Consider the following 23,217-nt stretch of genomic DNA (forward strand, 5'->3'; position numbering starts at 1 on the left):
AGTATTAAAGTCGGAAAAAGAATACAAATAACAAAACCAAATCGTATAAATCATGAAATTCGTGCTTATAAAGTACGTCTTACTGATTTTCATGGAAAACAAGTTGGAATTGTAACTTTAGAAGAAGCTTTAAGTAAAGCTAAGGAAGTAGGAGTAGATTTGGTAGAAATAAGTCCAAATTCTGAACCACCAGTGTGTCGTATTATGAATTATGGAAAATTTTTGTATAAAAAAAGCAAATTAATTAAAGAACAGAGAAAAAAGCAAAAAGTTATTAATATAAAAGAAATAAAAGTTCGTCCTGGAACTGATGAAAGTGATTATCAAGTTAAGTTGAGAAATGTAACTCGTTTTTTAAAAGATAGTAACAAAGTAAAGATTACTTTACGATTTCGTGGACGTGAAATGGTTCATCAACAGATAGGAGTTAAAATATTAAATCGTATTAAAAACGATTTAGAAAATATATCTATAGTAGAAATGTTTCCATCTAGAATTGAAGGTCGTCAAATGATTATGGTTTTAGCTCCTAAGAAAAAATGATAATTTTTATATAGTATGCATATACATTTATATTAAATTAATAATGGTTTGTTTCTTTTTGAGATTTGTTTTATTTATATAAAATTGGAATATTTTCATGCCTAAAATTAAAACTTTGCGTAGTGCATCTAAACGTTTTCAAAAAACAGCATCTGGAAAATTTAAACGTAAGCAAGCTAATTTACGACATATTTTAACAAAGAAGTCTTCAGATCAAAAACGTCATTTGCGTTTTAAAGTAACAGTATCGAATAGAGATAATAGTAGGGTTCGACTTTTTTTACCTTATTTGTAAATTGGTTTATAAAGTATAGTATTAAGAAAAAGGAGAGCATGATATGGTTCGTATCAAACGTGGAGTAGTTGCTCGTGCTCGTCATAAAAAAATATTAAAACAAGCTAAAGGTTATTATGGTGCTCGATCAAGAACTTACAGATCAGCCTATCAAGCTGTGATTAAAGCAGGACAATATGCTTATCGTGATCGTCGTCAAAAAAAGCGACAATTTAGGAAATTATGGATTTCTCGTATTAATGCAGCAGTACGAGAAAATGAAATGTCTTATAGTAGATTTATATACGGTTTAAAAAAAGCATCAATAAATATTAATAGAAAAATGTTATCTGAAATAGCTCTATTTGATAGAAACACATTTAATTCGTTAATACAAAATTCGAAAAGTGCATTGTAAAAAGTTTATGGTCAGGAGGGAGTAATTAATCTCTCCTTACTTCAGAAATATTTTGTGTTAAGTAGTAAAAAACGTTACAATTTAGGTACATTTAGAATAGTATATTTATGTATTTTTTATAATTTTGTACTATTTCAAATGATTTCTAACACAAAGAATTTTGGTATGTCCAAAAATTATGTTTTAAAATTTTATATAAACTTTAATAATGAATTTTCAGTATAGCACAAGGAAAAAATGGTGTTTAACTTTTCTAAGTTAGTAAATACAGTAAAATTAGAAATAAAAAGTATTAAGACATTACAAGAACTAAATGTATTAAAAACTAAATATTTTGGAAAAAAAGGCTATATTCCTTCGAAAACATTGTTATTAAGAGACATATCTTTAAATGAAAGAAAAAAATGTGGAGTTGTTCTTAACAGATTTAAAGCTTATTTAAAAGTTAAAATTAATAAACTTCAGAAAGAATTAGAGACATTATCTAATAATACATTATTAAAAGAACATTTTTTTGACATATCTTTATCTGGTCGTTTCAATAATTTAGGTACATTACATCCTATAACTAAAATAATTAATGAAATAGAAAATTTTTTTTTAAAATTAGGATTCAAAATAGTTAGAGGTCAAGAAATAGATGATGACTATCATAATTTTGATGCTTTAAATATTTTAAAGAATCATCCATCAAGGACTAATCAAGACACTTTTTGGTTTGATTCTCATCGTTTGTTGCGAACTCAAACTTCTAATATGCAAATTAGATGTATGAAAGATATGAAATTGCCAATTAAAGTGATTATACCAGGAAAAGTATATAGAAATGATTCTGATAGGACTCATACTCCTATGTTTCATCAAATCGAGGGATTAGTAATTGACAAGAACATAAATTTTTCTAATTTAAAATGGATTATCCAATTGTTTTTAAGCTATTTTTTTCATAAAAATATTAATATTCGATTTCGTCCATCTTATTTTCCTTTTACTTTTTTATCTTCTGAAGTAGATATTTTTGGAGATAGTTTTAAATGGCTAGAAATTTTAGGTTGTGGTATGGTACATCCAAACGTACTAAGAAATGTTGATATTGATTCTAATATGTATTCTGGGTACGCTTTTGGATTAGGAATAGAAAGAATTGCTATGTTAATTTATGGAATTTCAGATATTCGTATTTTTTTTGATAATGATTTAAAATTTCTTAGACAATTTAAATAAAGTGAGTTTAATACGTTATGGAATTTAGTGAGAGATGGTTACGAGAATGGGTGAATCCTGCCATTAATGTTAATTCATTATGTGATCAAATAGTACAATTAGGTTTAGAGATTGAAAAAATTACTTATGTTTCAAATGTATGTTCAAATTTAATTGTTGGAGAAGTGATCAAAGTTTTAAAAGATTATTCTAATATCAAATTGTTGTTAATAAAAATAAAAATTAAAAATAATCAATATATTAAAGTTATATCAAGAAATTTTAATTTTATAAAAGGTATGAAAGTTATTATAGCTGTTAATAATTCTAAATTATTTAATTATAATTTTTTAAAATTGGTTCAGTTAAATAAATTGAGATGTGATGGAATAGTTTGTTTTTGTGAAGATGTCGGGTTAATAAATTTAGATGATTGTGCTATTATACTTCCATCAAATTCTGTAATAGAAAAGGATGTATGTGAATATGTTACATTAGATGATAATGTTATTAAAATTAGAAGCACCCCTAATCGTTCTGATGCGTTGAGTATATTAGGAATAGCTCGAGATATTGCAGCATGGAATGATTTACCACAACCTCGCTTGAAGAAGTATTTTAATTTAACACGTAGTTCGAGTGATTTAAATATTTCTATTAATATTCCAGATACATGTTGGCGTTTTTTTGGACGAACCATAAAAAACATTAATATAAAAAGAAATACACCGTTTTGGATGAAAGAAAAACTTATACGTTCTTCTTTGAAATTATCTAATATTGTGATTAATATCATTAATTATGTATTGATAGAAATAGGTCAGCCATTATATATTATTGATTTAGATTGCATTTTAAAAAAAATTATTTTAAGAAAATCTTATAAACATGAGCGTTTCGTTAATTCTAATAATGAAGAAGTTTTTATTGATGACGATGTAATAGTGATTTCAGATGAAGAAAAAATATTAGCTTTAGGTGGCCATATTAATTCGTTTGATTCAGCTATAGATTTAAATTCAAAAAATTTATTTTTAGGTTGTAGTTCTTATTACAGTTCTAATATCTTTGAAAGATCTTTTAATTATGGATGTAAAAATATTTTTACAGAGCGTTATGAGCGAGGTATTGATTTTGGTAATCAAAAAAAAGCTTTGGAGTATGCTACTTATTTAATTTTAAAACTTTGTTGTGGAGAAGCTGGAAAAATTGTAAAAAGAGTAGAAATTTCAAAAGTACCTTGTAAAAAAAGTATTAAATTGTATAAGAAAAAAATACGAAACATATCCGGATTTGTTATTAGTGATGCATTAATTGTAAGAAATTTAGTAAAGTTAGGATTTAAGGTAATTTTTTGTGGTGAGTATTGGGACGTTTTTGCTCCTAGTTGGAGATCTGATATTACAATAGAAGAAGAAGTTATTGGTGAATTGATACGAATGTTTGGATATCAAAATGTTCCTTCAATTCCTATGTCAACATATTTTAATATTTCTCGAGAGGATAAAGTTTATAATGCATTAAATAGAGCTAAATTGCTTTTAGTTGACAAAGGGTATCATGAAATTATTACATATGGATTTGTTGATCCTGAGCTTCAAAAAATGTTTTTTTCTAATATAGATCCTTTATATATATCTAATCCAATTTCTAAAGATATGTCTTCAATGAGAGTGTCTTTATGGATGGGATTGTTGTCAACAGTTCTTTATAATCAAAGTAGACAAGAACATAGATTTAGGTTGTTTGAGAGTGGTTTATGTTTTATTTCAGATTCTAGAGAGAATTTAGGTGTTAAACAAGTTTTATATTTTTCCGGTCTGTTGAGTGGAAATAAAAATGAGTTGCATTGGGGAATGTCAAAAGATAAAGTTGATTTTTTTGATTTAAAAGGTGATATAGAATCTATTATGGATTTATTTGGTCAGGCGAAATTTTTAGAATTTAAAAAGCATAATTGTTTAGGGTTATGTTCTAAAGCAAGTGTAAAAATTTATTTGAAAAAAAAAATAATTGGATTTATGGGAATAATTAACCCTATGTTACAAAAGAAATTACGTTTAAAAAATGAAGTAATGGTTTTTGAGCTATTTTGGGGTGATATTTCTTTTTCAAACAATATCAATATAAGAAATTTTTCTATGTATCCTAGAAGTTTTAGAGACATTTCTGTTATTGTAGATGAAGAAATTTCAGTAGGAAATATTATTGAAGAGTGTAAAACGCTTTTTATTAAAAATATTGTAGATATATATTTATTTGATATTTTTAGAGGAAATGACATAGGAGTTGGAAAAAAAAGTTTAACTTTTCGATTGGTTTTAGAAAATAGAGAAAAAACTTTTAGAGAAAAAGACATTTCAGGTATTTTAAAAACTTGTATTGAAGTATTAGAGTTAAAGTTTAAAACAACAGTAAGAAAATAAATATATTGTCATTTTAAAGAGTACTTGACGTATACGAAGTTACTAGTTTAAAGTTTTATTAAGATTCTTAAAGTATAATTTGAATTTTGTATAAAATATTTTATTTAGAGTATATGAAAAGTAAAAGTAGTTTATATGTATAATATATTTTTGAAGTATAAACAAGAAATTTTGTGTTTTAAAAAAAATGTTTTACAAACTATCATTTAGTTGTTGTTTAAAGAATGATTCATAATTAGAGTTTTACTTCAATATTTCCAAGTTAATAAAATTATAAATTAATTATTTTATTTTAAGCTCAGGCATATCTTACATTTTTGAATACTTCCAAATATATAATCGAAAAAATAACTGTTTTGAATTTTTATATTGCTAAATGTTAAATGTTTCGTTGTCATCTAATTCTATAATATAAGGAGAATTTTGTGAACTTTTTAATTTCTGAAGCTTTTGCTTCAAATAGTGATGTTTATCAAGGAAATGTATATTCATTAGTTTATATGCTATTATTTTTTTTATTTGTTTTTTATTTTACGATTATTCGACCTCAAAGAAACAAACTTAAAGAGCATAAAACTTTGATTAGTTCTCTTTCTTTAGGTGATGAAATATTAACTACTGGTGGAGTTGTAGGAAAAATAAAAAAATTTATAGAAACGGAGTATATTGTATTAGAATTAAATCATAATGTTAAAATATTAATAAAAAATGATTATGTCTTATTAATCTTACCTAAGGGTACTCTTAATAATATTTAAATTTTAAAGTTATAAATAGGTTTTTTAATATATGTTAATTCGTTCGTCTGAATTCAGGTTATTTTTAATAGCAATGATATTATTATTAGGACTAATTTATGCAGCTCCTAATTTATTCCAAAATACTTTATCAATACATATATATTTTAAAGAAAGCAGTAATATTTCTCATATACGTATATTAAAAGTTTTTGATATACTTAAAAATGAAAAAATTAAATATATTGCTTTTAAAAAAAGAGATAAAGACGCGTTTTTGTTTTTTGATCAAATCAATGAACAATTACGAGCATACGAAAAATTAAGAAAAGCGTTTTTAAAAGATAAGGGTTCTGTATTTTTTGATTTTAATGCTGATTATCCGAATATATTCAAAATTTTTAACGCTAAACCAGCTAGATTAGGATTGGATTTAAAGGGTGGTACCTACTTTTTGCTAAAAGTGAGTTCTAACTATATTTTAGAGCAATGTCAAAAAAATATAATAAAGTATTTTTTAAATTATAGTTTTAATAATGATTATAAAGGTTTAAAGATTGAAAAGATTCAAAATTATGGAATTCGATTGAGTGCTAGTAAATTTTCTATATTAGATAGAGTGCAAAATGATATTAACTTGAATTACCCTGATGTATCTCTTAGTAGAACGGCAGATGGTTTTTTATATATAGATTTTTCTAAAAAATATTTAAAGTCAGCTATGAAATCAGTTATACATCGTAATATATATATATTAAAAAGTCGTATACATCAATTAGGTATTGGAGAACCGATTGTACAACAGCAAAGTTTTGATTCTATTATTGTAGAATTACCTGGATTTAATGATAATTTGCAAGTCAAAGAAATTCTTAGTTCTAATACTATGATAGAATTTCATTTAGTTAATAATAATTATAAAGGTATTTCTATTTTAAAAAATACTAATTATATTCCAAATAGTTCAAAGTTATATTGGATTGATTCTGATAATCCAATTTTATTGTATAAATCTGCATTTATTACAGGAGAACATATTATAGATTCCAGCTATTTGATAAATGATCTTAATCAAATTGAAGTAAATGTTATATTGAGTAGAGAAGGTGGAAAGATAATGTCTGATATAACAAAAAATAATATAGGAGAATATTTAGCTATATTGTTGTTAGAACATGTTGGTTCTACTCATGGTATAAATAATAAGAATGTTTACTTGGAAAAAAAAGAAAGTGTCCTTAATGTGGCAAAAATAAATTCTATATTAGATAGTTCTTTTAGAATTGTAGGAATACGTAGTATTCCTGAAGCAAAGAAATTATCTATTTTGCTTAAAACTGGATCGTTTTTATCCCCTGTACAAGTTGTAAAAGAAACTGTCATTGGTTCTTCTGTTGGAAGAAACAATATGAAAAATGGAATTTTAAGTTGTATAATAAGTATTATATTATGTATTTTAATAATGATAATAAGATACAAAAAATTTGGAATAATTGCCTCTATTGCGTTAGTTTCTAATTTATTATTAATAATAGCAATAGTTTCTATATTACCTGGAATAGTGTTAACTATGCCTGGAATATCTAGTATATTGTTGATGTTAGCTTTTTCTATTGATTCTAATGTATTAATTAATGAGCGAATACGAGAAGAAATAAGAAATAATATATATATTCGTGAGGCGATTAATAGAGGATATATTCGAGCATATTATAGTATATTTGATGCTAATGTTACTATGTTAATTATATCCATAGTTTTGTATATTATTGGTACCGATATTATAAAAAATTTTGCAATTATTTCCATGGTTGGTATTTTTACTTCTCTTTTTAGTTCTTTATTGGTTACCAGAACTATAATTCAAGTTTTTTATAGTGGGAAAAGAATTAAAAATTTATTTATGTAAAGGTGAATTTGTGCCTTATTTATATTATTTATTTATTTTAAAAAAAAAGGAATTAGTATATAATTTTTTGCATTGGAAAAATTATTCTTTTTTTATTTCAGTATTATGTTTGTTTTTTTCTATTGTAAGTATTGAAATGTACGGATTTAATTGGAATATTGATTTTACAGGTGGTTTTATTTTTCAAATTCGTTTTGATAATTTAGTAGAACTTAATGATATTTCAAACGTTTTAAATGACGTTGGATTATATACAAATCAAATTAGTTATTTTGGGGGATTGGATGAAGTTATAATACGTTTTCCTTATTTTTCAAATATTTCTATAACAGATTTGTTTAATAAGATTTTTATATCCTTAAATAGAGGTTTAAAATTTAAGTGTCATATTATTTCTTCAGAATATGTTGGTCCAAATGTTGATGAAAACTTATTAATATTTTTCTTTTTATCTTTGTTCATGTCTATTCTATGTACTTCTTTTTATATTTTTTTTAGATTTTCATGGTATTTATCTATTGGGATTATATTATCATTATTTCATGATTTATTGTTAACATTAGGTTCTATTTCTTTTTTATATATTGAAGTGAGTCCAATTGTTATAGTATCTTTATTGTCTATTATAGGATATTCAATAAATGATAGCATTGTTATTTCTGATCGAATTCGTGAAAACAGTAAAAAGTTTAAAAATTTATCATTTTTTGATATTTTAAATTTATCTTTAACTCAAACATATGTGAGAACAATAATAACTTCGGCTACTACATTTTCAGTAGCAGCAGTATTGTATTGTTTTGGAAGTGAAATGATTAAAAATTTTTCTCTTATAATGATGATTGGCATATTTTTTGGAACGTTATCTTCTATCTATGTTTCTTCTTCTTTATCTTTTCAACTATACAATATGAAACGATTTAAAATTAAAACGTAATTTAATTTAGTATAAAAATGAAAAATCTGCAGTATTAAGGAACAGTTCTTTTATTTTGTTTAAAATAGTTAATCTATTTATTTTAATTAAATTGTTTCGATCTTGTATTTTAACTTTTTTAAAAAAATTCGAAATTGGTTCATTAAAATTGTTTAATTCAATGAGCATAGATGTATGATCGTTTTTGAAATGAGAGTTTAACATTTTTTTTTGTATATTAAATATTAGTTGTACTATTTTTTTTTCTTCTATTGTTTTTATTAATTTAAAATTTATTTCATCGTATAAAGACGATATTTCTTTAAAAGATTGTAATATATTAGAGATTCGTTTATGAATAGTGATCAATGATGTAAAAATTTTTGAATTATGTATGTTTGAAAGAGTTTGTATTCGAATTTCAATTTCGACCAAGTTTGTAATGTTTGTTGCTAATACTGATTTGATAATATTAGAACTATATTTTTTTTTAATAAATATAAAATATAGTTTTTTTAAGATAAATTCTTTTAAATTTTTTAAAATGATATGTTTTTTTACAATTTTTTTATATATATTTAGTGATTTCTCTAATAGCTCTGACATTTCAATAAATATTTTTCTTTTTAAAACGATTTTTATGATTCCTATAGCTAATCTTCTTAAAGAAAATGGATCTTTGTCTTTAGAAACAAGATTTTTTTCAATTATAAATAAACCTACTAAAGTGTCAATTTTATCAGTTAATGCTAAAGAAAATGAAATAGGATTAGATGGTATTTTGTCATTAGAAAATCTAGGAAAATAGTGTTCTTTTATAGCTTCAGAAATATCTCTTTTTTCATTATCTTTTAGTGCATAATACATTCCTACTATTCCTTGCATTTCAGGAAATTCAAATACCATATTAGTAACTAAATCACATTTGCATAAAGTTACTGCTTGAATACAATCTTGTAAATCAGCTTTAGTGAATTGTACTATCCAGGATATTAGTTCTTTCATTCTTTGAATTTTATTAAAAATAGATCCTAAAGAATTTTGAAAAACAATATTTTTTAATAAAGATTGATATTCTTTTAGCGGTATTTTTGTATCTTTTTTGAAAAAAAATGTTGCATCAGAAAATCGAGAATTTAGTATGTTCTCATTTCCAGATATAATTCTATGAGGGTCTTTTGTTGCGTTGTTCGAGATAATAATAAAATTATTTGTAATTTTTCTATTTTCTTTGTTATATATAGAAAAACATTTTTGTTGATTTTCTATAATATATGTTAAAATTTCATATGGCAAATTAAGAAATTTTTTATCGAAACTACCTAAAAAAACCGCAGGCCATTCTACTAATGATGTTATTTCATCTAAAAATAGGTTGTTTATTTTTAGAAATCCTTTAATATTTTTGACAATGATTTCAGATTCTGTTTTGATTTTTGTTTTTCTTATATCGTAGTCAGCAATTACTCTAGCGTGTTGAAATAGTATTTCTGGATATTGATTAGCATGAGAGATGTCAATTTTTTTGTCTTTTGTGAAAATATTCCAAAAAAGTGATCTATTTGAACTTAGTCCTAATATTTTTCCTTTTATAATTTTTTCGTCTAGTAACATAACTATATTTCGTATAGGACGAGAAAATTGCATTTTTGTTGAATTCCATTGCATAGAATTAGGAACAGAGATATGTTTTATAGAATTTATAGTTATTTCTATTAATTTTTTTTCAATTGTTTGGTGTTTTAAATAGTATTCATATGATATCCATTCTCTTTTTTTTTCTATTATTCGAGATGTTTGATCTATTGTAATTCCTATTTTTTTCATCCAACATTTAGTTGACTGAGTCGGATTACCTAAATTATCGAAAGCATTAGAAATAGAAGGTCCTCTATGGTTTTTTTTAATTTTTTTTATGTTTGTATTTAATTTTTCTATTTTTATAGCTAGTCTTCTTGGAGTTGAAAAGCATGATATTTTAGAATACTCTATATAATTTTGACTTAACAAAGATATTATATTTTTTTTGAGACATTCTATTGTAATCAGAAGTGATTTCGGAGGTAGTTCTTCTGTTCCAATTTCTAATAAGAATGTTTTGTTCATATTTTTCCTTTTAAATGTTATTATGAAATTTAAAAAATTTTTAATGTTTGTTCAAAGTATGATATTTTTTTGCAATATTTTTAATAATAGTTCGAATGTTTAAAATATGCTGCTGTCGTTCGGTAGTAGAAAAAGTTTTTTTTGCGTCTAATAAATTAAAATAATGTATCCCATATAATGCTTGTTCATATGCTGGAATTAACAAAGGAGATGAAAAATTTATTATATTTTGTGCTTCTTTCATATGAATATTAAATAAATTGAAACATACTTTAATATTAGAATATTCAAAATTAAATATGGAATTTTCTAGTTCGTTTTTAAGAAATAGGTCTTTATAAGTATTTTTTTTTCTATTTGTATCCCAATTTAGATCGTATATATTATTTTTGTTTTGTATATGTAAAGCCATTCGTTCTAATCCATATGTAATTTCGACAGATATTGGAGTACAATTTAAACCCCCCATTTGTTGAAAATAAGTGAATTGTGTGATTTCCATTCCATTAATTCGTACTTCCCATCCTTTACCAGATGCTCCTAACGTTGGATTTTCCCAATTGTCTTCCATAAAGCGTATGTCGTTAGACTTTAAATCAATATTTAATTGTTCTAACGATTCTAAATATAAATTTTGTATATTATCTGGAGCAGGTTTAATAATTACTTGAAATTGATAGTAATGTTGTAGTCGATTAGGGTTTTCTCCGTATCTTCCATCAGAAGGTCTACGACACGCTTGTACATATCCAAAAGAAGTAGGTTGAGAATTAAGTACTCCAAAAAATGTTTGATGGTGGAAAGTACCAGCTCCTACAGGAATGTCTAATGGTTGGAGGATAGTACAATTTTTATCATTCCAATAATTTTTTAATGTGAGAATTATTTGATAAAATGTCGTTAAATCACTCATTATATACTCTATATAGTTACTTGTGTATGATATACTTGGATGTTTTAAAAAATTTTAATTAATTAAGTTTTCTAAATGATATTTAGTATTAAGTATTTTGACACTTTATAATGATATTTGCTTCTATATAAAATATAATTTAGTGTCAGAACTAATTAATATTGTAAATTTTAAAATAGGTATTTTAAAATTTTAGGTTTTATTATTTTATAGTTTCTTGTTAATTAACATAAAATAGAATAAATTTTTTGAATATATTAATATTAAAGAATTATTAGTTTAAATTAACGTTTAGTATTAACAATTTTCAATATCTCTTTAAATTTTAATAGGTTTAAATTTTAGTTATATTGGAAAATTTTATGTTTAAGTTTTTTAAATATCTTAAAATTTATTTTTATAATTTTATATTGAAAAGTTTAATATATTTATAGGATAAAAAATGAAATATATAGGAGCTCATGTTAGTATATTAGGGGGTTTAGATCAAGCTGTTATTAGAGCAAAAAAAATAGGGGCAACTGCTTTTGCTTTATTTACTAACAATCCTTTACAATGGATTAAAAAAGAATTAAAAAAAAAGATATAATAAATTTTAAAATTGCATGCAAAAATTTTAATTATTCATCAAATCAAATTTTACCTCATAGTAGTTATCTAATTAATTTAGGAAGTCCTTTTAACGATAAATTAAAAAAATCTAGATTAGCTTTTATTGATGAAATACTAAGATGTCAAAAGTTAGGATTAAATCTTTTAAATTTTCATCCTGGAAGTCATTTACGAAGAATTAGTGAAGTGCAATGTTTAGAAAGGATTTCTGATTCTATTAATTTGGCATTAAATAATACTAGAGATGTTAAATTAATTATTGAAAATACATCGGGTCAGGGAACGAACGTAGGTTATTCTTTTGAACATTTAGGTTTTATTATTAATAGAATTCATGATAAATCTCGTATTGGAATTTGTTTGGATACATGTCATATGTTTTCTTCTGGATATGATTTACGTACAGAATTATCATGTAATAAAGTGTTTAAACATTTTAAGAATATCATAGGATTTAGTTATTTATGTGGTATGCATTTTAATGATTCTAAATCAATATTAAATAGCCGCCTAGATAGACATCACAATTTAGGAAAAGGAGAAATTGGAAAATTAGCTTTTATTTGGATTATGAGAAACATTAAATGTGAAAACATTCCTATTATATTAGAGACTAAGGATAAATTTTTGTGGAAAGAAGAGATAATGTGGTTAAATTCATTATAGAAACATATAGTTATTAAGTTTTAAAAATATTTAATAAAAATTTTTAAAATTACAAATTGTAAAATGTCATTTTCATAGTTTTTGTAGTATTATAAAAATAATTTATTTGATTTATAAATTTGATAGCTAATGATCACTATCCACGCTACTAAGCGAAAAAAAATTGGAACAAGTTCGAGTAGATGTATTCGTTTGAATAACAAAATTCCAGCTGTGATGTATGGACCTTTGTGTCCTAATGTTTTTATAGAATTATATCATAATGTAGTTTTTAACATAATTTTAAATTGTGATACGTATAAAAAAAAATTATTACTAATAATAGATCATATACAACATATTGTCAAAGTACAATCTATTCAACGACATGTATTTAAACCAAATATTATACATATGGATTTTTTTAAAGTACCAAATAAGTAAAATTAAGCTATTTAAATTCTCGGCACGTATGGCATAGTTTCTTAAAATTAAGTAAAGATATACGAGTAATTTACATATAACAAATACATCGTGCCGATGAAAGTTACAAAACAAGTTTTTTATAAGTGTGAAGTGGTTATAATATTATGTGCAATTAGAAATACTAAAAATTTTACTGTTTTTCTATTAGAAGTTCTTACAAGTTTATTTATTATTTACAATAATAATTAATTTTTAGAAGTAATATATAACTAAAAAGTTTATTATACTCAATGTTATACTTACAATGAATAGATAAATTAGTAATTTAATATTAAGAATTTCGTTTATTTGGACATCATTATTTTTTCTTTTTTTAAATATTTTCCATATTAACCATATATTAATCCAAATTAATATAATAAAAGAACAAATAAAAAGTTTGAAATATGGATTTTCTTTTTTAGGAATAATATTGACAATTATCCCAGTTATAATTCCTGGAAAAAAATATATGGGAGGCCATAATACACAACCAAAAATTGTTGAGGCAAAAAATTTTTTAATAGATATGTTCAACATTCCACAAACCATAGGGATTAACGGTCTCGTAGGACCTAAAAATTTTCCTATTAATATAGTAATAGAAGTATACTTATTTAAAGTATTATTTATTTTTTTTAAAATTGTTTTATTTCTTTTTAAGAGATAACAATTTTTCAATTTTTTTTTAAATTTAAATCCAAAATAATATGAAATTACATCACCACATATACAACCAATAAATCCAGCTATCCAAGCTGGATAAAAACTTATTTTTCCATTTCCTATGAGTGTACCTAAAGTTGCCATAATAACTATTCCGGGCAAAAATAAACCTACTAACGCTAAAGATTCTAAGAATGCTACTATAGTTATAATTGGTAAAGAATACATAATGGATTGTTGTATTAAGTACAAAAACCAGTCTTCCATATTTTCTCATTATTTTGTTTTCGAAATATGTAATTATGATAGAATTGAGTGAAACATGAATAATTTTAAAAAATATTTAAACAATTTTTTTTTAAATATTTTAGTATTAATAAGTAGTTTTAATTATCTTTTATTAACGAAAATTAAATGTTTTAAGTGTTTTTATTAATATAAAATACAGTTTTTAATCTGTATAAATTTTATTAATTGTTGTTTTATATTTTTAAAATTAACTATATATTACTTATAGTATATAAAATTATTTATTTTCTCAAGAAATATTATTGATAAATTTTTAATATTTTTAATTGTATTAAAGTTAAATATAAAAATAAAATATGTCATTCATATGATGTTTAAATGTATTTAAGTAGTATAGTTTTATTTTTAAATAGAGAAAATTTAAAATTTTTTACATTAAAATAGATATCACAAGAAGTTACGTATTGTATTTATAATTTATAAAATTCAATCAAAGTTTAAAATGTTATGTATAAAAAATATATTTTAGTATATAAATTTTAAAAGCTATTAGCATAAATGATATGATTAAATTAAGAAACAATATATATAAGTCTAAAAAATTTTTGGGACAAAATTTTTTAATAGATAAATGTGTTATTAAACATATTATTTCCAGAATTAATCCTCAAAAGAAAGATGTTATGATAGAAATTGGGCCTGGATTGGGTGCATTAACATATGATATTTCTAAATTTCCATGTAAGTTGTTCTTAATAGAATATGACAAAGATTTAGCTTATAAATTATTTTTGTTTTATCGAGATATGAGCAATGTAAAAATTTTTTCAGAAAATGCTTTAAAGTTTGATTTTTTACGTGTACGAAAAAATTTTGAATTGATAAGAATTTTTGGAAATTTGCCGTATAATGTTTCAGTAGCATTGTTATGCTATTTTTTTACATATTATAATATTATTTTTGATATGCATCTTATGTTTCAAAAAGAGGTAGCAGATCGTTTATTAGCAGTGCCAGGTACTAAAAATTATGGAAGATTGAGTGTTATTTCTCAATATTTTTATAATATAACAAATCTGTTGGATGTATTTCCCAGATCTTTCCGACCTATTCCGAAAGTTAATTCAAACTTTTTAAGATTTACTATTCATAAAAAAAACAAAAATTTTGTCAAAAATGTAAGTAACTTACAAAAGATTACTACGTTAGCTTTTAGTAAAAGAAGAAAAATGATAAAAAATAGTTTATTTGAGTTGTTTAGTGAAGATGTTTTGACTAGTTTAGATATTGATCCTAAGTGTCGTGCTGAAAACTTATCAATAACACAATATTGTATATTATCGAATTATATAAGTTAATTTTTATAATAATTATTTTAAAGTGTTCTCAGTTTGTCTATTGCTTTTGTTAATAAAAACATGTATAAGAGGTAAAATTATATGAGTACATATCTTATTGGTGATGTTCATGGATGTTACGACGAATTAATGGAATTGTTAGAAAAAGCGTCATTTGATGAAAAATTAGATTATCTTTGGTTTACTGGAGATTTAACAAATAGAGGTTCTAAATCTCTGGAAGTATTACGCTTTGTTTCTAATTTAGGTATTCGTGCACGTGTTGTCTTAGGTAATCATGACATTAATTTAATTTCTATGTATGCTAATGTGAAACATAAAAAACTTGAAGATGAAATTATTTCTAGAATTTTAAAGGCTAAAGATATTGACTATTTGATTTATTGGTTGCGGAAGCAATCTTTTTTACAGATTGATGAAACAAAAAAAATTATTATGGTTCATGCTGGTATTCATCCTTTTTGGAATATTGATGCAGCTCGAACGTATTCTAAGAAATTAGAGTCTTTTTTGCATAATAAAAACTATGACAAATTATTGAACGGAATATTTGATAATAATTCAATAAAATATATTGATAATTCATTTAAAAAATTAGATCGTTTAAGTTTTAGTTTAAATGTATTTACAAGAATGAGATATTGTTATAATAATGGAACATTAGATATGAAAGTTAAAACATCACCTTCTTTAAATACTTCTGCATCATTATTACCATGGTTTTTGATAAATAATATAAGTTTAAAAAATTATTATGTATTTTTCGGACATTGGGCTTCTTTAAAGAGTAATTTAACTCCTTTAAAAATTATTCCTTTAGATACCGGGTGTTGTTGGGGTGGATATTTAAGTATGTTTCGATTTGAAGATAAAATGTGGTTTAATCAATCATCTTATATAAAAAAATATATGTAATTTTTAAATTTTTTTATTTGAATTTCGTTTTAAAATTTGAAATTGAAATTTATATTTGTTTTTTTGATTTATTATTGTGTGATTTTCTGAAAATATTTTTTTCCAACCTATATGTTTATATCTCGGAAAATAAGTATCTCCTATAAAACGATTGTTTATTTTCGTTAAGTAAAGTTTAGTAACAAATGGTAACATTTGAAGATATATTGTTTCTCCTCCAATAATCATTATTTCATTTTTATTAGTTGCTATTTTAATTGCTTTTTGAATAGAATTTACAAAAAATACATTTTTAAAATTTTTTATTTTCTGATGAGTCAATACTATATTCTGTCGCATTGATAGTCCAGGTTTAATAGAGTTCCATGTTATTCTACCCATTATTATACTTTTATTTAACGTATGTTTTTTAAACCATTGTAAATCTAATGGCAGATTCCAAGGTATAACACCATGATTACCAATTACAAAGTTTTTTGACATTGCAGCGATTATACTAATTTTCATATTGTATTTTTAAAATTTAATTCAGTGAATTAAAATAAATTATTTCTTTAAAATGGTTTTATGCCTATCTTGTAAAGATATTATATTTTTAATAGGACAGATTTCAATAGCCATCACTGTAGCAAAAGCTCCATTTAATGTAGTATCGTAATGCACTCGGTATTGCAAAGCACTTTGGCAGATTGTTTTAGAATCAGTAATTGTGTGATTGCAATCACTAGTATTTATTATATATACATATTTACCATTTTTAATTCGGTCTTGTACATGAGGTCTTCGTTCATTTACTTTGTTTACTATTTTAACATTTATTCCGTATTTTTTTAATATTTTTGCAGTACCTAATGTGGCATCTATTTTAAATCCTATTTTTTTTAGTTTTTTAGCTAAATTCACAATTTGTTTTTTATCGCTATTTTTGACAGAGAGTAAAACTCTTCCAAATTTTTTAATGTTTATTTGTGAGCTTAACATTACTTTTGAAAATGCTTCAGAAAAATTTTTTCCCATTCCCATTACTTCTCCTGTAGATTTCATTTCTGGTCCAAGTATAGGCATTGATCCTTGAAATTTATCAAAAGGTAATATAACTTCTTTTATTGAGTAGTATGGTGGAATAATCTCTTTTGTATAACCTTGTTTTGATAAAGTTATTCCTGTCATAACAAGCGCAGCTATTTTAGCTAAAGCTATTCCTGTAGACTTAGAAACGAAAGGAACTGTTCGTGCTGCTCTAGGATTAACTTCTAATATGTATACTTTTTTATTTTTTATTGCAAATTGTACATTAATTAGTCCTTTTACAGATAGTGAAAAAGCTAGTTTTTTAACTTGAGATCGAATAATATTTAAAGTTTTTTCGTCTAAAGTACGTGTTGGAAGAGAGCATGCTGAATCTCCAGAATGAATTCCAGCTTGTTCGATATGTTCCATTATTCCTCCAATTAGTACGTTTTTACCATCGCAAATTGCATCTACATCTATTTCAATTGCATTATTTAAATAGTGATCTAGAAGGATAGGATCTTTATTATTATGAGGTACCGTAGTTTTAAAATATTCTTTTAAAGCGTGTTCATTGTGGATTATTTCCATCGCTCGTCCACCTAAAACATAAGATGGTCTAATCATAATTGGATATTTAACAACCTTAGATTTTAAAATAGCATCATGTAAATTTGTTGCAGTTTCATTAGCTGGTTGCATTAATCCTAGACTAGATACAACGTTTTGAAAGTGTTGTCGGTTCTCTGCTTTATCTATGGAATTGGAATTAGTTCCAATAATAGGAACTCCTTCTATTTCGAGTTCTTTTGCTAATTTTAATGGAGTTTGTCCTCCGTATTGTATAATAATTCCATTAGGTTTTTCTATTCTTGCTATGTTTAATACTGTTTCTAATGTTATTGATTCGAAATATAGTCTATTTGAAATGTCGTAATCAGTAGATACAGTTTCCGGATTACAATTGATCATAATGGTTTCAAATCCATGTTTTTGTAGTGCTAGCGATGCATGCACGCAACAGTAATCAAATTCTATTCCTTGTCCTATCCTATTAGGTCCTCCTCCTATGATAATTATTTTTTTATTATTATGAGTTGGATGAGATTCACATTCGTCTTCCCATGTAGAATACATATAGGCTGTTTCGCTTTCAAATTCAGCTGCGCAAGTATCAATTCTTTTGTATACTGGATGCAAATTTAAATTATATCGTATATTTCTAATTTCTCTTTCAGATTTATTAGTTAGAATAGAAATTCTTAAATCTGAGAATCCCTTTCTTTTAAGAGATTTTAGATGAGAATAACTGATATTTTCTATGTCTAAAGTTTTTATTTTTCTTTCTATTTCTATTAGTTCTTTAATTTGATTCAAAAACCATTTGTCAATTAATGTTAATGCAAAAACTTTATTCAAGGATATTCCTAATCGGAATGCATCTCCAATATACCATAGTCTATCCGGACCTGCTTCTCGTAGTTCATAATGAATTTTTTTTATGTTGTTTAATGTATGTTCTTTAATTTTTTGATCGAATCCACTTGCACCAATTTCTAATCCTATTATAGCTTTTTGAAGAGATTCTTGAAAAGTTCTTCCAATCGCCATGACTTCTCCAACAGATTTCATTTGTGTAGTTAATCTATCGTTACATCCTAAAAATTTTTCGAAATTAAATCTAGGTATTTTAGTGACTATATAGTCAATAACTGGTTCAAAAGATGCCGTAGAATTTGGTCCTATTAAATCATTATTTAGTTCGTCTAAGGTATATCCTACAGCTAGTTTGGCTGCAATTTTTGCAATAGGAAATCCCGTAGCTTTAGAAGCTAATGCAGACGATCTAGATACGCGAGGATTCATTTCTATAACTATCATTTTTCCATTATTAGGATTTATAGCGAATTGTACATTAGCTCCTCCAGTTTCTACACCTATTTCTCTTAAAATAGATATTGATGCGTTTCTCATTATTTGGTATTCTTTATCAGTTAAAGTTTGCGCAGGAGCAACAGTAATAGAATCACCTGTGTGTATGCCCATAGGATCAAGATTTTCGATTGAACATACAATGATACAATTATTGTTTTTATCTCTTACAACTTCCATTTCATATTCTTTCCAACCTATTAAAGATTCATCTATTAATAATTGTTTTGAAGGTGATAAATTTAATCCTTGTATACAAATATTTTTAAATTCTTCATAATTATACGCTATCCCTCCTCCACTACCACCCATAGTGAAAAAAGGTCTAATAATTACTGGAAATCCTATCTTTTTGATAATTTTAGTTGCTACTTCTAAATTGTTTACGACTTTAGATGTTGTAGTACATAGTCCTATTTTTTTAATAGATTTTGCAAAAAGTTTTCTATCTTCTGCTTTTTTAATAGATTTAATAGTAGCACCTATCATTTCTACTTTAAACTTTTTTAGTATTCCATGTTTGTCAAGGTCTAAAGCACAATTTAGAGCAGTTTGACCACCCATGGTTGGTAATATGGCATTAGGTTTTTCAGTTTGTATGATTTTTTTAACTATTTTCCAGTGAATAGGTTCAATATATGTAACATCGGACATTTCAGGATCTGTCATAATAGTAGCTGGGTTAGAATTTACTAAAATAATTTTATATCCTAATTCTTTTAAAGATTTACAAGCTTGAGCACCAGAATAATCAAATTCACATGCTTGTCCTATGACTATAGGACCTGATCCTAGAATTAAAATAGATTTTATATCAGTACGTTTTGGCATTTTTCCTCTTGATTTTTAATGTCATAATAATGATTTTTTATAAAATCTGTGAATTTTTCAAAAAGTGACAAGGAATCGTGTGGTCCTGGACTAGCTTCTGGATGACCTTGAAAACTAAATGCATTTTTGTTGATTATTTGTAATCCTTGTATACTTCCATCGAAAAGAGAAATATGAGTAATTTGAATGTTTTTAGGAAGGTTGATAGGATTGACTGTAAAGTTATGATTTTGAGAAGTAACGATGACAGTATTAGAAATTAAATTTTTTACAGGATGATTTCCGCCATGATGTCCAAATTTCATTTTTATTATTTTTGCTCCGCTAGCTAGAGCTAATAATTGATGTCCTAAGCAAATTCCAAAAATTGGAATGTTAATTTTTAAAAATTTTTTAATTGCTTGAATAGCATAATAACATGATCTTGGGTCTCCTGGTCCATTGGATAAAAATATTCCATTTGGTAATAGTTTTAAAGCTTCTTGAGCAGATGTTTGTGCTGGAACAATTGTTAAATAACATTTTTTATTAGATAGCATGTTTAATATATTTTTTTTTATTCCAAAATCGTATACTACGATATGAAATTTAGATTTTTTAAGGGATGGAATTATTGTATTTGGTTTAATATGAGTATTATTTTGGTTCCACATGTAGGTGATTTTAGTGCTTATTTTTTTTGCTAGATCTGTTTTATTATGGTTGTCATATGTTTTAAGTTGTTTTAGAATTTTAGAAATTTTAAATGGTTTTTTAGTAGTAATACAACCGTATTGAGATCCTGATTGTCTAAGTATTTTAGTTAATTTTCGAGTATCAATTTCAGAAATAGCTACAGTTTTATGTTTAAATAAATATGTTGATAAACTCGTTTCACTTCTGTAGTTACTATAAACAGTTGAAAGATCTCGAATAATCAATCCCTTGGCGTGAATCATATCAGATTCACAGTCATATTTATTTACTCCAACGTTTCCTATGTGTGGATAGGTGAAAGTGATAATTTGATTTAAATAAGAAGGATCTGTCAAAATTTCTTGATATCCGGTCATAGAGGTATTGAATACAATTTCACCAAAAGTTTCTCCTAGTACACCTATTGATTTACCGTAAAATATAATTCCGTTTTTTAGAATTAAAACAGCTTCTGGAAAAGATGAGATTGTTATACTCAAAATGTTATGTTCTCCGACAAGAATTTTAAGTTTAATATATTTTATTTTGTGAAAATTATTGTATTTTTAGTATATCACGCATATGGAATAATCCTGTTTTTCGCTGTGATATTAGCCATTTTGCAGCTTTTAATGCTCCTTGAGAAAAAGTTGATCTATTAGTAGCTTTATGTATTATTTCAATTCGTTCTCCTAAATTTGCAAAAATAACTGTGTGTTCTCCTATTATATCACCTCCACGTATAGTGGAAAAACCGATTGTATTTTTTTTTCTTTTTCCAATTATTCCTTTTTTTCTGTAGACTTCTGTTTTTTGAAAGTCCCAATTCATTTCATTGGATATTATTTTTCCCATATGTATAGCTGTTCCAGAAGGAGCATCTTGTTTTTCACGGTGGTGGGCTTCGATAATTTCGATATCAGAATTTTTTCCTATAGTAATAGCTGTTTTTCTTAGAAGATATAACATTAAGTTAATTCCAATACTATAATTTGAATCAAGAACAATGCCTATTTTTTTGGATAATTCTTTAATTATTTCGATATCTGTATCAGATAGTCCTGTAGTTCCTATTACAATTTTTTTTTGGTTTTCAGAACAAACTTTTAAGTTATTTATTGTATTTTTAGGGTTAGTAAAATCTATTAGAATATCAAAATTATCTATTTCTTTTTTTAAAGAATCATTGATAAAAACATTAGTTTTTTTTATTCCTATTATTTCCCCTATATCTTGTCCTATTAGAGTGTTACCTTTTTTTACTATAGCAGATCCTAAAGTGATACATGGATGGTTTTTTTTGTATATTTCTTTGATTAAACTCACCCCCATTTTTCCTAAAGCACCTGAAATAGCAATTTTAAATATTGTATTTTTCATTTTAGTTCCTTTTAAAAATTTATTAACCGCATTTTAGTTTTTTTAGATCTTTAGGAAGGTGAAATTTAATATTTTCTTGTATTCCTACCATTTCTTGTATTTTATTTTTTTTATTTTTGTTATTTATTTTTTGTATCACTTTTTCGATGATAGTATTTGGTGTAGAAGCTCCTGCTGTTATTCCAATAGATTCTACTTTTTCAATCCATTTTATATTATTTATTTCTTTTTCAGAATCTATTAAGATAGAATATTTGATTTTTTTCTTTGTTATTTGAAATAATTGATTTGAATTAGAAGAGTGTTTTGAACCTACAACAATAATAGAATCAGATATTTTTAGAAGATTTTTTACTGCTATTTGTCGATTAATGGTTGCATAACAGATATCAGATTTTTTAGGTTTTATAATTTTAGGGTATATTTTATATAGTTTTTTTATAATGGGATTAATTTTTTCAAAAGATAGTGTAGTTTGAGTCATAAGCATTAATTTTTTTGGATTTCTTATTTTTAATTTTAAAACGTCTCGTATTGATTCTATGAGATAAATTTTTTTATTTTTATTAGTATATTGCCCAAGTGTTCCTTCTGTTTCTGGATGTTTTGAGGTTCCTATAAGTATGGCTTCAAAATTTGATTTACTAGCATAGGATACTTCTTTATGAACTTTTTTTACAAGTGGGCAGGTAGCATCGATGATTTTTAATTTTTTTTCTATAGCTTTTTTATATATGTATTTAGATGTTCCATGAGCTGAAAATATTAAAATTGATCCTTCTGGAATAGAGTTTATGTTTTTATTAAAAATAACTCCCATTGATTCTAAATTTTTTATGACGTGCGTATTATGTACTATTTCATGATTAACATAAATAGGTTTTCCATAAGTTTTTAACGCAATAATAACAATGTTAATCGCGCGTTTTACCCCTGCGCAAAATCCTCTTGGATTGGCTAAAAAAATATTCATATGTATTGTGTTATTTAATGGTTTTTATTTCGTTTTTATAACTATTATATTTTATGTATG

General features: G+C 24.7%; 19 protein-coding genes and 1 pseudogene. 12 read left to right on the plus strand and 8 right to left on the minus strand.

Annotation, left to right across the window (positions count from 1 at the left end; all coding sequences use genetic code 11):
* Positions 1 to 3: 3 nt before the first annotated feature.
* The 8 genes from infC to secF all read left to right on the plus strand — a co-directional run bounded on the left by infC (position 4) and on the right by secF (position 8,447).
* Positions 4 to 543, plus strand: coding sequence for a translation initiation factor IF-3 (gene infC, locus U0T63_00590; GenBank protein ID XBC39482.1), 540 nt, complete (start codon positions 4 to 6; stop codon positions 541 to 543).
* 97 nt (positions 544 to 640) lie between these two features.
* On the plus strand, positions 641 to 838 hold the full coding sequence (gene rpmI / locus U0T63_00595) for a 50S ribosomal protein L35 (GenBank protein ID XBC39344.1): 198 nt from the start codon (positions 641 to 643) through the stop codon (positions 836 to 838).
* A gap of 43 nt (positions 839 to 881) precedes the next feature.
* Entirely contained in the window at positions 882 to 1,235 is a 354-nt protein-coding gene (gene rplT / locus U0T63_00600) for a 50S ribosomal protein L20 (protein ID XBC39345.1), read from the plus strand.
* Positions 1,236 to 1,475: 240 nt separating this feature from the next.
* Complete coding sequence (pheS, locus tag U0T63_00605) at positions 1,476 to 2,459, plus strand: phenylalanine--tRNA ligase subunit alpha (protein ID XBC39346.1); 984 nt, start codon at positions 1,476 to 1,478, stop codon at positions 2,457 to 2,459.
* Between the two features lie 17 nt (positions 2,460 to 2,476).
* Entirely contained in the window at positions 2,477 to 4,864 is a 2,388-nt protein-coding gene (gene pheT / locus U0T63_00610; protein ID XBC39347.1) for a phenylalanine--tRNA ligase subunit beta, read from the plus strand.
* Between the two features lie 425 nt (positions 4,865 to 5,289).
* Positions 5,290 to 5,622 carry a preprotein translocase subunit YajC gene (gene yajC, locus U0T63_00615; protein XBC39348.1) on the plus strand — a complete coding sequence of 111 codons (333 nt, stop codon included), beginning with the start codon at positions 5,290 to 5,292 and terminating at the stop codon, positions 5,620 to 5,622.
* Positions 5,623 to 5,653: 31 nt separating this feature from the next.
* Positions 5,654 to 7,510, plus strand: coding sequence for a protein translocase subunit SecD (gene secD, locus U0T63_00620; protein XBC39349.1), 1,857 nt, complete (start codon positions 5,654 to 5,656; stop codon positions 7,508 to 7,510).
* 10 nt (positions 7,511 to 7,520) lie between these two features.
* Positions 7,521 to 8,447 (plus strand): protein translocase subunit SecF, encoded by a 927-nt coding sequence (gene secF / locus U0T63_00625; GenBank protein ID XBC39350.1) that lies wholly within the window; start codon positions 7,521 to 7,523, stop codon positions 8,445 to 8,447.
* A gap of 6 nt (positions 8,448 to 8,453) precedes the next feature.
* Here the strand turns inward: secF and glyS are convergent, their stop codons facing one another.
* Both glyS and U0T63_00635 read right to left on the minus strand, forming a co-directional pair.
* Entirely contained in the window at positions 8,454 to 10,532 is a 2,079-nt protein-coding gene (glyS, locus tag U0T63_00630) for a glycine--tRNA ligase subunit beta (GenBank protein ID XBC39351.1), read from the minus strand.
* Between the two features lie 40 nt (positions 10,533 to 10,572).
* Positions 10,573 to 11,445 carry a glycine--tRNA ligase subunit alpha gene (locus U0T63_00635; protein XBC39352.1) on the minus strand — a complete coding sequence of 291 codons (873 nt, stop codon included), beginning with the start codon at positions 11,443 to 11,445 and terminating at the stop codon, positions 10,573 to 10,575.
* A gap of 442 nt (positions 11,446 to 11,887) precedes the next feature.
* Here U0T63_00635 and nfo point away from each other — a divergent pair.
* Both nfo and rplY read left to right on the plus strand, forming a co-directional pair.
* A pseudogene (gene nfo, locus U0T63_00640) lies at positions 11,888 to 12,723 on the plus strand (deoxyribonuclease IV).
* A 129-nt stretch (positions 12,724 to 12,852) separates the two neighbouring features.
* Complete coding sequence (gene rplY, locus U0T63_00645; protein ID XBC39353.1) at positions 12,853 to 13,146, plus strand: 50S ribosomal protein L25; 294 nt, start codon at positions 12,853 to 12,855, stop codon at positions 13,144 to 13,146.
* Between the two features lie 234 nt (positions 13,147 to 13,380).
* Here the strand turns inward: rplY and U0T63_00650 are convergent, their stop codons facing one another.
* Positions 13,381 to 14,100, minus strand: coding sequence for a DedA family protein (locus tag U0T63_00650; GenBank protein ID XBC39354.1), 720 nt, complete (start codon positions 14,098 to 14,100; stop codon positions 13,381 to 13,383).
* 545 nt (positions 14,101 to 14,645) lie between these two features.
* On the opposite strand from U0T63_00650, the gene rsmA reads away from it, so the two are divergent.
* Positions 14,646 to 15,440, plus strand: a complete 795-nt coding sequence (rsmA, locus tag U0T63_00655) for a 16S rRNA (adenine(1518)-N(6)/adenine(1519)-N(6))-dimethyltransferase RsmA (protein XBC39355.1) — start codon at positions 14,646 to 14,648, stop codon at positions 15,438 to 15,440.
* An 81-nt stretch (positions 15,441 to 15,521) separates the two neighbouring features.
* On the plus strand, positions 15,522 to 16,355 hold the full coding sequence (locus U0T63_00660; protein ID XBC39356.1) for a symmetrical bis(5'-nucleosyl)-tetraphosphatase: 834 nt from the start codon (positions 15,522 to 15,524) through the stop codon (positions 16,353 to 16,355).
* A gap of 3 nt (positions 16,356 to 16,358) precedes the next feature.
* On the opposite strand, the gene U0T63_00665 is transcribed toward U0T63_00660, so the two are convergent.
* The 5 genes from U0T63_00665 to ispH all read right to left on the minus strand — a co-directional run bounded on the left by U0T63_00665 (position 16,359) and on the right by ispH (position 23,157).
* A complete protein-coding gene (locus tag U0T63_00665) occupies positions 16,359 to 16,862 on the minus strand; it encodes a dihydrofolate reductase (GenBank protein XBC39357.1) in 504 nt (167 codons plus the stop codon).
* Between the two features lie 39 nt (positions 16,863 to 16,901).
* Positions 16,902 to 20,129 (minus strand): carbamoyl-phosphate synthase large subunit, encoded by a 3,228-nt coding sequence (gene carB / locus U0T63_00670; protein XBC39358.1) that lies wholly within the window; start codon positions 20,127 to 20,129, stop codon positions 16,902 to 16,904.
* Complete coding sequence (gene carA, locus U0T63_00675; GenBank protein XBC39483.1) at positions 20,108 to 21,298, minus strand: glutamine-hydrolyzing carbamoyl-phosphate synthase small subunit; 1,191 nt, start codon at positions 21,296 to 21,298, stop codon at positions 20,108 to 20,110. The genes carB and carA overlap by 22 nt, the downstream gene beginning before the upstream one ends.
* 61 nt (positions 21,299 to 21,359) lie before the next feature.
* The gene (gene dapB, locus U0T63_00680) at positions 21,360 to 22,184 is read right to left on the minus strand and encodes a 4-hydroxy-tetrahydrodipicolinate reductase (protein XBC39359.1); all 825 of its coding nucleotides are present in this window, start codon (positions 22,182 to 22,184) and stop codon (positions 21,360 to 21,362) included.
* Positions 22,185 to 22,206: 22 nt separating this feature from the next.
* Complete coding sequence (gene ispH / locus U0T63_00685; protein ID XBC39360.1) at positions 22,207 to 23,157, minus strand: 4-hydroxy-3-methylbut-2-enyl diphosphate reductase; 951 nt, start codon at positions 23,155 to 23,157, stop codon at positions 22,207 to 22,209.
* Positions 23,158 to 23,217 lie beyond the last annotated feature (60 nt).

It is taken from the genome of Buchnera aphidicola (Nurudea shiraii), assembly GCA_039829955.1.
Classification (GTDB): Bacteria; Pseudomonadota; Gammaproteobacteria; order Enterobacterales; family Enterobacteriaceae; genus Buchnera_B; species Buchnera_B aphidicola_AY.

Bases quoted from the DNA above. Each gene is read 5' to 3' on its own strand.
- rpmI (XBC39344.1), top strand. From the start codon at position 641: ATGCCTAAAATTAAAACTTTGCGTAGTGCATCTAAACGTTTTCAAAAA.
- rplT (XBC39345.1), top strand. From the start codon at position 882: ATGGTTCGTATCAAACGTGGAGTAGTTGCTCGTGCTCGTCATAAAAAA.
- pheT (XBC39347.1), top strand. From the start codon at position 2,477: ATGGAATTTAGTGAGAGATGGTTACGAGAATGGGTGAATCCTGCCATT.
- secD (XBC39349.1), top strand. From the start codon at position 5,654: ATGTTAATTCGTTCGTCTGAATTCAGGTTATTTTTAATAGCAATGATA.
- glyS (XBC39351.1), bottom strand. From the start codon at position 10,532: ATGAACAAAACATTCTTATTAGAAATTGGAACAGAAGAACTACCTCCG.
- U0T63_00635 (XBC39352.1), bottom strand. From the start codon at position 11,445: ATGAGTGATTTAACGACATTTTATCAAATAATTCTCACATTAAAAAAT.
- rplY (XBC39353.1), top strand. From the start codon at position 12,853: ATGATCACTATCCACGCTACTAAGCGAAAAAAAATTGGAACAAGTTCG.
- U0T63_00650 (XBC39354.1), bottom strand. From the start codon at position 14,100: ATGGAAGACTGGTTTTTGTACTTAATACAACAATCCATTATGTATTCT.
- rsmA (XBC39355.1), top strand. From the start codon at position 14,646: ATGATTAAATTAAGAAACAATATATATAAGTCTAAAAAATTTTTGGGA.
- U0T63_00660 (XBC39356.1), top strand. From the start codon at position 15,522: ATGAGTACATATCTTATTGGTGATGTTCATGGATGTTACGACGAATTA.
- U0T63_00665 (XBC39357.1), bottom strand. From the start codon at position 16,862: ATGAAAATTAGTATAATCGCTGCAATGTCAAAAAACTTTGTAATTGGT.
- carB (XBC39358.1), bottom strand. From the start codon at position 20,129: ATGCCAAAACGTACTGATATAAAATCTATTTTAATTCTAGGATCAGGT.
- dapB (XBC39359.1), bottom strand. From the start codon at position 22,184: ATGAAAAATACAATATTTAAAATTGCTATTTCAGGTGCTTTAGGAAAA.
- ispH (XBC39360.1), bottom strand. From the start codon at position 23,157: ATGAATATTTTTTTAGCCAATCCAAGAGGATTTTGCGCAGGGGTAAAA.